At 43.9% G+C, this 8,209-nt stretch carries 6 protein-coding genes; 2 read left to right on the forward strand and 4 right to left on the reverse strand.

Features of this window, described 5'->3' with window-relative positions; genetic code table 11:
- Nucleotides 1–48 precede the first annotated feature (48 nt).
- The 4 genes from OGM63_RS08095 to OGM63_RS08110 form a co-directional block, all read right to left on the reverse strand.
- Entirely contained in the window at nt 49–1,416 is a 1,368-nt protein-coding gene (locus OGM63_RS08095) for an NAD-dependent succinate-semialdehyde dehydrogenase (RefSeq protein ID WP_263745005.1), read from the reverse strand.
- A gap of 252 nt (nt 1,417–1,668) precedes the next feature.
- Entirely contained in the window at nt 1,669–3,294 is a 1,626-nt protein-coding gene (locus OGM63_RS08100) for an adenylate/guanylate cyclase domain-containing protein (RefSeq protein ID WP_263745006.1), read from the reverse strand.
- A 464-nt stretch (nt 3,295–3,758) separates the two neighbouring features.
- On the reverse strand, nt 3,759–4,532 hold the full coding sequence (gene panB / locus OGM63_RS08105) for a 3-methyl-2-oxobutanoate hydroxymethyltransferase (protein ID WP_263745007.1): 774 nt from the start codon (nt 4,530–4,532) through the stop codon (nt 3,759–3,761).
- A gap of 140 nt (nt 4,533–4,672) precedes the next feature.
- Nucleotides 4,673–5,803, reverse strand: coding sequence for a ligand-binding sensor domain-containing protein (locus tag OGM63_RS08110; RefSeq protein ID WP_263745008.1), 1,131 nt, complete (start codon nt 5,801–5,803; stop codon nt 4,673–4,675).
- A 505-nt stretch (nt 5,804–6,308) separates the two neighbouring features.
- Here OGM63_RS08110 and OGM63_RS08115 point away from each other — a divergent pair.
- Entirely contained in the window at nt 6,309–7,592 is a 1,284-nt protein-coding gene (locus OGM63_RS08115; RefSeq protein WP_263745009.1) for a valine--pyruvate transaminase, read from the forward strand.
- Nucleotides 7,593–8,209 (forward strand): ribosome maturation factor RimM (rimM, locus tag OGM63_RS08120; RefSeq protein ID WP_263745010.1); only part of this gene is annotated, 617 nt, incomplete at its 3' end.

Below are 8,209 nucleotides of genomic sequence, written 5' to 3' on the forward strand. Positions count from 1 at the left end.
CTCCCCCACTCCTCCACTCCCCCACACCACGCTTCCCCCTCTCCCTAATCACTTAACCCACACTGTTTTAACATTGACAAACTCGTGTATGCCTTGAATACTCAATTCCCGTCCATATCCCGAACGCTTTATACCCCCAAAAGGCATCCGGGGGTCGGATTTGACGATACTGTTGATAAATACGGCACCGGCTTCGATTTCGGAAATTAAGCGATCGCTTTCCCCCTCATTTTGCGTCCAAGCGCTTGCACCTAAGCCAAAGGGTGTATTATTAGCGAGCTTTATTGCCGCATCAATATCGGGAACCCGAAATAACATTGCCACCGGTCCAAAAAATTCCTCTTGTGCAGTAGGGCTATCTGTGGGAATATTAGTAAGAATCGTGGGCGGATAGTAGTTACCAGGGCGATCGCTTAAAGGTTGTCCACCAATGAGGATTTTTGCCCCAGTTTTCAAACTAGCTTGCACTTGTTGATCTAATTCTTGGAGAATACCGGGAGTTGCCAAAGGTCCTAAGTCAGTATCTGGTAACATGGGATCGCCAACTTTTAGCGCTTGGAATTTTTCTAGGAGTAGTTTTTCAAATTTATCGGCGATCGCTTCCACCACAATCAAACGTTTCGCTGCAATACATGATTGCCCGTTATTCAACATCCGTGCTGTAACCGCTGTTGCAACTGCTGTTTCTAATTCAGCGCTTTCTAACACGATAAACGGATCGCTTCCACCTAATTCCAAGACGACCTTTTTAATTTGTTTCCCCGCAGCCGCTGCAAGTGATGCACCTGCTGGTTCGCTTCCTGTCAAGGTGGCAGCTTTGACTCGATCGTCAGCCATTAGGTCTGCTACCTTCCCAGCACCAATTAATAGTGTTTGAAATACACCTTTGGGAAAACCTGCCCTTTGGATGATATCCTCAATTGCCAAGGCGCACTGCGGCACATTAGAAGCGTGTTTCAGCAAGCCGACATTACCTGCCATCAGTGCTGGTGCAGCAAAGCGGAATACTTGCCAAAAGGGAAAATTCCACGGCATGACGGCGAGAATTATACCTAATGGTTGATAGCGGATAAAACTACGACTGGCATCGGTTTTTACTGCCACATCGGCAAGGAAATCAGCCGCATGTTCAGCGTAGTAGCGACAGACAGCGGCGCATTTTTCGATTTCAGAAATGGCAGCTTTGTAAGGTTTGCCCATTTCTAGGGTTATTATCTTAGCAAAGTCAGCTTTTTCTTTATCTAAGATATCAGCAGCTTGTTGTAGATAGTGCGATCGCACGCTGAAAGTAGTTTTGCGATACGAATCATTAGCCAAACCTGCCAAATCCAACGCTTCGGCAATTTCCGCATCAGTTAGCGGCTCAAAAGTTTTCAGTGTTTCCCCTGTAGCGGGATTAATGGTGGCGATCGCCATAACCTGACTTCCCGTTGAAAATAATTTACAGTAGCTTTATGAGTCTTACACATCGTAATTGCGGCAGCTACCACCCAAATTCTAGTCTGTTAAACAAGATTTGGTTTCTTAATATTAAAGTTTCGCAACTTAAACTAAAATAAAATATACACATTTTGTGCGTGTTAATACTGAGTCGGTGGTTGATAGTTGTTGGTTGCTCTACCACTCCTGACTTCTAGTAGAGACGTTCCACGCTTTACGTCTCTACCACTAACAACTTCCCAAATCATGCATTTTCGTCTGATAAATTTTGACTAGCCGATTAATCCCTTTAAAACGGTAATGTCCCATCTCTTGAAAGTCAGAGGATTGTGAAAGCATTTTACAAGTAACTTCACTAATGACACATTCACTAGGAGGACAAACTGCTTCCATCCGCGCCGCCAGATTAATAGTTGCACCTAAAGCTGTATAATCAACTCTCTGGGAACTGCCGACATCACCAACGACAGCTTTACCGCTGTTAATCGCGATGCGTAATTGTAGCGATTCTTGCCAAAAACCATTGGCGTTAAGCTGTTCGAGACGAGTTAACATACCTTTGGCAGCAGCAACGGCTCGATCTGCATGATCTAATTGCGGTTCTGGTGCGCCAAAAAATGCCATAATACAATCGCCAATATATTTATCTAAAGTGCCGCCCCAGCCAAACACTTCTTGTAACATTTCTTCAAATAAATTATTTAGTAATTGAGCAACTTCAGTTGGTGTAACTCGTTCAGAAATTGCTGTAAAGCCGACTAAATCGGCAAATAAAATGCTGATTTCAGTTTCTACGGGTGCTAAACGACCATTGGGCAATCCTCCCACAGATATCAACTGCTGCACAACTGCGGGAGAATGATAGCGTTCTAATCTTTGACGAATCACTTCTTCAGTTTTGAGTTTTTCTACCAACAACCAACGTTGAACGCTGGAAGCGACAAGATTTGCTAAAGCTGAAAAGAAGCTCAATTCTTCTTCCCCTTCATTTCCCCAATGATAAGAAGAAAGGGTAGCATCGGCATAAAGAACACCGACAACTTTATTTTCATTCCATAAAGGTACAGCCATAGCGCTGCGAATACCTTTGACTAAAATGCTGTGTTCTCCAGCAAATCGTTCATCTTTTTGAGCGTCAGCAGTTTGAATCGCGACTTTTTGGGCAAATACCTTTTGGCAGATACTACGGCTAATCCAACTGCCATCCGCTGCTAAATTTCGTTGTTGGGAAGCTTTTCTAGTGGCAGAGTTCATTAACTCCAGTTTACCATCTCCATTCACATCAATTAACAATGCCAAGCGATCGATACTGTCGAGGTAACGAAAAATAACTTGCTGCACCTGTGAGAAAATTTCTTCAATAGATGTGGCTGCACAGAGATTCTTGGCTATGTCTACTAAGTCTTTGAGTCGGGCAATGGTTTTGTCTTTATTGGTTGTCTCCCCGTCCTTATTATTGGGTTGTATCCATTTCTCTTGCAATTGTTGGACATTGCGAAGAATTGTTCTTTGTTGAGCAACTTCCTGTTGTCTGGGGCTGAGTGGTGGTTCAGCATAATCTGTATACAGCACTAGTAAACTAACATCGCCTAACCATAAAATATCACCATGCTGCAACTTTTGAGGAGAGGTAACAAGACGTTCATTTAATTGCGTGCCGTTTTTGCTGCCCAAGTCTTCAATAGTCCACAAATCGGTGGCAATTTTCACTAAGCGAGCATGGCAACGAGAAACTCCCCCAAAAGGTAAGTAGAAGTCACATTCGGGCAAACGTCCGATGGTGAATACATCTTGATTCACCGTCACCGTTGTGTCGTTATCTCCCTCTTGTAGGCGTAGTTTAAGTTCAGTCATGATAATGATAGATTAATCCACTGAAGCTGGGGTGCTAGCAACCAATACGGTAAGGGATACAAAAAAAGGTTAGCCCTTCACTATTTCTTTATGACACTGTTAAGGGCTTTCGACAACTATATGTAGTAAATACGACAATCATACTGAGTCCAGGTAATACGCCGATATTGAAACCGAACCAGTGATTATAAATTTCAGTGTTGATATTAGACATCTCCAGAAAACAATTATTGTGACGTGAAATTTCACGTCTGTTGGGGTTTGGGCAACGCATAGTTCATTTCTGGAGATGTCTATTAGACAACCTATTTGAAAATGAATGATTAGACGTAGCATTGCTACGTCTAATCAAGGCATTGCTACGTCTAATCAAGGGTTGTGGATAACGCATATTTAATTTTCAAATAGGTTGTCTATTCAACAACGCAGTATCCGCATCCGCAAAGCGTGGATAATTTCGAGACTTATTGCGGAAACTTCTTTTCTCGCACTTCAACAGCATATTCCTGCACAGCTTTGTTAATCGTCTCCCGCAGATTTGTATAAACTTTGGCAAAGGGAGGCTGCTTTTCTGAAAGTCCGAGAATATCAGAAGTAACTAAAACTTGACCATCACAATGCACTCCCGCACCAATACCAATTGTGGGAATGCTCAACTTTTGTGTAATCTGCATTGCCAAATCTGCGGTGATATGCTCTAAGACGATGGCAAACACACCCGCTTGTTCAAGAGCGATCGCCTCACTTAAAATTCTCTCACTATCTTCTTGCGTTTTTCCCTGTTGTCGCAAGCCTAGTTGATGTACCGATTGCGGTGTCAAACCGATATGACCCATCACCGGAATTCCCGCTTGCACCAAACGAGCGATCGTTTCGATCATTGCCGGATAGCCACCTTCCAATTTTACCGCTTGCGCTCCCGTTTCTTTCAACACTCTGCCGGCTGAGTGCATCGCTTGCTGAATACTTTCTTGATACGTTAGAAATGGTAAATCTACTACCATAAAACCGCGTTTAATACCACGCCGCACCGCTTTGGCGTGGTAAATCATTTCAGACAACGTAATAGGCAGTGTCGTTTCATACCCCAATACCACCGCCATTGAGTCACCTACCAAAATTAAATCTACACCAGCAGCATCAAGGATTTGTGCGATCGCATAATCCCAAGCAGTCAAAGCTACAATTGAACGCTTTTGTTGTTTCCATTGAATTAATTGTTGTGTAGTGACTGGCATTTTTTCAAAGAGGAGTGGTGAGTGGGGAGATGGGGGGTTGGGGGGAATGGGGAGATAGAAAAGACAAGGGAGAAATTTTTCCAAGGAGTCCCCCTTGTCCCCCTTGTCCTTCTTGTCCCCTTGTCTCCCCCTCCCCCCTCCTACTTAACAGTGCGACTAAAAGCCAGATGAGTTTTTGCCAAAGGCATTTTTGGCATTAACCAAGCTAAACCTTCACTAGTGCCGATCCATAGTTTATTACCAATGTCAGGTGCAAGGGCAAACACACGACTAGAAGGAAGACCGGCAACTTCGTCTAATACAGCTCCTGTGTGTGGATTTAATCTTAACAAACCATTGTTAGTCCCCACCCATACACTACCATCTTTAGCAAAGCCTACTGCTGTGACGTTACGTCCGCGCAACCGAGCGACAGAGCGGAGCACTGCACCAGTTTTCGGGTTAATAACCAGCAAATTATTCGGCATTCCTGCCCAAATTAATCCTTCTGGACTAATTGCTAAAGCTTGGACTGTCGTTCCTGGTAAATTGTTGATCCACTTCATGACGTAAGCGTTAGCAGTATTTACTCGCACTACTCCATCAAGCGTCCCCACCCAAAGTTGACCATCGGCATCTAAAGTTAAAGCGTTAGCGCTGACACCAGGAAGGTTTTTGACTGTTGTCATAATTAAACCTTGGTCTGGACTAATTAAGGCTATACCGTTATCAGTTCCCGTCCACAAATAACCACGTTTGTCAATTAACAGCGATAAAACTCGTTTAGAAGGCAAGAATAAATTCTGCGCTGTGATTTCATTTGTACGGGGGTCTACTCGCTGCAAACCTTCGTAATTTCCCACCCACAAGCGTCCTACTTTGTCTTGAGCTAAAGCACCGATGGCGACATTCGGTAAACTAACTCTACCTAAAATTTTACCGGTGTTCGGGTCAATGTGCGACAATCCCCGCCAAGAACCCACCCAAAGATTACCTCTAACATCCCCCAACAAGTTACTCACACGATAATCGGTTTCTTTTAAACGTTCTTGCAAATCCCTGTCGTCGGGTGAAGGATCTTTTCCTGGTGGTGGTGGTGAAGCTGGGTAAGAGGGAGTTAATTCTGATGAATCTACATTACTGTTTATTTGTGGGGGAGAACTACTATTTTTTTGAGCATTAACTGGAATCGCTATTGAGATTACCAACCCCAGTAAAGCAGAACTGATTAATAAAACAATGCGAATTTGATACAATACCACTGTGAAACTTCCTTTGGAAACATTTCCCATAGCCTTTGTCTGCAATGGGTGCTTTGTTAATTACAGTGTTCCCGTTGTTTGTATCTTTTAAACAGTTTTGTTTGGGTGAACCGTAGAAACCCAGATTTTGCAGGTGCGATCGTAAATGCTGTATTTGTGAAAATGACCTAAATGGTTCATTTGAGAATCATGACAGCATCACCATTAGACAAGCGTCGTGGAAAAGAATGTAGAGACTTCGGACGATGGCGTCTATACAAGGGTTTGGTTGACGCATATTTAATTTTCACGTCTATGTCTAATGCCATAAAAAAGGTTCACGGATAGCGAAGAACTCGCACTATATTTGTTGCGACACGCGATCGCCACTAAAATGTGCTGTGGCTTCGAGTTACGATGAGGGGAGATAAATTTCTAATAATTCAACCCCTGCTACATTGGTTACAGGCGGTAAAACTTCCAGGTAATATCCACCTGCCAGCATCCAACCGCTATATAATTTGTCAACCCCTCACTTTATCTTATTGCACTGCTTATGAAACCTGCCCTTAGTAAAATTGGCGAGCAAATGTCCCACCTGACTGGTGTCAGAGCGATTATGAAGGACATTAACGAAACATTACGAGCCGGTGCGGGGCAGAAATTTATTAATTTAAGTGCTGGGAACCCCTTGATTTTACCGGAGGTTGAGCAGTTATGGCGCGATTGTACGGCTTCCTTGCTGGCTAGTTCCGAATATGGTGAAGTCGTTTGTCGCTACGGTTCGAGTCAGGGTTATGCACCGCTAGTGGAAGCGATCGCCAACGACTTTAACAAACGCTATGGTTTAAATTTAACTGAACGTAATATTCTTTTAACTCCAGGCAGTCAAAGCCTTTATTTCTACGCTGCCAATGTCTTCGGCGGTTACACTAGCAGTGGCGATTTAAAAGAAATTATCTTGCCTCTGAGTCCTGATTATACAGGTTATGGTGGCGTCACTTTATGTGCTGAAGCTTTAATCGCCTACAAACCAACTTTGGATATCGACTTCTCGGCACATAAATTCAAATATCGCCCAGATTTCAGCCAATTGGAGATTACAGAAAATACCGGCTGCGTCATCTTCTCTCGTCCCTGTAACCCCACAGGTAATGTTCTCACTGATGATGAAGTCAAAAAAATCGCTGCTTTGGCTGCACCTTTTAATGCACCAGTCTTGATTGACTCAGCTTATGCACCTCCCTTCCCAGCTTTGAATTTTACCGAAATGACACCAGTGTTTGGAGATAATATCTTACACTGTATGAGTTTATCGAAAGCGGGATTACCCGGAGAGCGCATTGGCATTGCGATTGGGGATGAAGAGTGGATTAATGTGCTGGAGTGCTTCCAGACAAACATGTGTATTCATCCCTCTCGGTATGGACAAGCGATCGCCGCTCGCGCTATTAATTCTGGTAAACTTGCAGAAATCTCTGAACAAGTCATTCGCTCATTTTATCAAAATAAATTCACTGTTCTCGAAGAGAATTTATTTGCCGCCATGCCCAAGGATTTACCTTGGTTCCTCCATCGTGGTGAGGGGGCAATTTTTGCTTGGTTGTGGTTAGATGAATTACCAATTACTGATTGGGAACTTTACCAGGAACTCAAGCAAGTGGGTGTAATTGTTGTTCCTGGTAGTAGCTTTTTCCCCGGTTTGCGAGAAGATTGGTTACACAAGCACCAATGTTTGCGAATCAGTCTCACCGGTAGCGACGAAGAAATTGCGATCGCAATGCAGCGTTTAGCTCATGTTGCACAACAAGTTTATCAGCGTGCAGCTGTGAGTGCTTAAATGAATCGCGATCGTAGCCAAGGACACAGAGAAAAAGAGGGTAAGATGGAAACTAGAGGAGCAGGCAAGCAGGGGCAACAGAGGAAAAAACAGAAGCAGCAGAAAAAAGGGAAGCAACAGATAAATTCTTCCCCATCCCCCGCTCCCCCCCTCTCCCCCTCTTCCCCTCCCATCCCCGATGGTTGGCTAGAAATTGGTAAGATTGTCGCACCTCAAGGTTTGTCTGGGGAGGTGCGGGTTTATCCAGAGTCGGACTTTCCAGAACGTTTTGAGGTTCCTGGAAAACGCTGGTTATTGCGTCCTGGCTTTCCTGAACCGCAACCGATAGAATTATTGACAGGACGTTATATTCAGGGGAAAAATTTGTATGTCCTCAAGTTAGCTGGTGTGGATGATTGCGACTTTGCAGAAGAATTACGCGGTTGTAAGTTGTTGGTTCCTCAAAGCGATCGCCCCAAATTAGGAGAAGATGAATATCATGTGATCGATTTAATTGGTTTACCCGTGTTTATGCAAGAATCAGGTGAACTTGTGGGAACGGTGGTTGATATTATTGCCGCTGGGAACGATTTGCTTGATGTGGAGTTACATCAGCAGGAGGAGGGGGAGAGGGGGAG

Source organism: Plectonema radiosum NIES-515 (assembly GCF_025753815.1).
In the GTDB taxonomy this organism is placed as follows: domain Bacteria; phylum Cyanobacteriota; class Cyanobacteriia; order Cyanobacteriales; family Nostocaceae; genus Hassallia; species Hassallia radiosum_A.